The 893-nt window shown below is 70.7% G+C and carries 1 protein-coding gene; it reads left to right on the forward strand.

The features are described from left to right. Window positions 1–446 precede the first annotated feature (446 nt). The gene (locus tag ACFU9E_RS35015) at window positions 447–701 is read left to right on the forward strand and encodes a hypothetical protein (protein ID WP_380715666.1); all 255 of its coding nucleotides are present in this window, start codon (window positions 447–449) and stop codon (window positions 699–701) included. The last annotated feature ends 192 nt before the right edge of the window (window positions 702–893 follow it).

The following is an 893-nucleotide window of genomic DNA, read 5'->3' on the forward strand; positions in this document are numbered from 1 at the left end:
AGCGCCGTCTCGGCGTACCACTCGTCCTCGAACCCGCCGCGACGAATCGTGCGCCGGCGGCCCGTGAGGGAGGGGATGTCGACGGCGAACGTCCATGTGCCGTGCCTCTCCTCGGCCAGGCGCGGACACGCTGCTCCGAGCTGGCGCCGGTCGGCGTCCCGGCACCCGCATCGACGGTAGACCCGGCCTGGCCGTCCTGACTTGCGCACTTCTTGCCCCTCCAGCGGTCATCGGTTCTTGATCGGCGCGCGGAGGTTAGCGGCGCAACCGGCCGGAGGCTCGTCTGCGACCACCATGCGATCACCAACGCCGAATCAGGCCCGTTACCTGCGGCTCGCGGTGAGGACCCGCACCTGGGCGGGCCGGATGTGCGGGAGGCTCCGGCTTGGCCTTTCTCGGCTGTTCGGCTTCCTCGGAAGGGAGTGCGGACGCCCAGATTCGCTACCGTGTGGAACCGGCCGCCGTGGGCGCGGTCGGACCGGCCGCCTTCGCGCGAGCGGACCATCCCGATCGCCTACACGTCCGTCTTCAACGACACCGGACACCCGGCGATCAGCGTGCCCGCCGTGCCCGCCGGGCCCGCCCACGGCGCCGCAGGGATGCCCTGCGCCGTCCAACTTGTCGCACCCCACCACCGGGAGGACCTGCTGCTCATGGCGGCGGCCCTGCTGGAAGAGGCCAACGGGGTCCGCAAGCCTTGAGCGCCACCGGAACGACAACCCCGTCGGACGGCTCGGTCCTCTCCGCAGGGCCGGACCACCAGGGCGACCCGCACTGCGGCTTGCGCCACTGAACGATCAGTGCGCCGTGCGCAGAGCGGTGGGGGGGGGGATTAAAACAACCCCGCCCCCCCCCAAAAACCCCACAGAGACACAAACCCCCACGAAACAAAA

The organism is Kitasatospora sp. NPDC057595, assembly GCF_042800875.1.
Lineage (GTDB): Bacteria > Actinomycetota > Actinomycetes > Streptomycetales > Streptomycetaceae > Kitasatospora.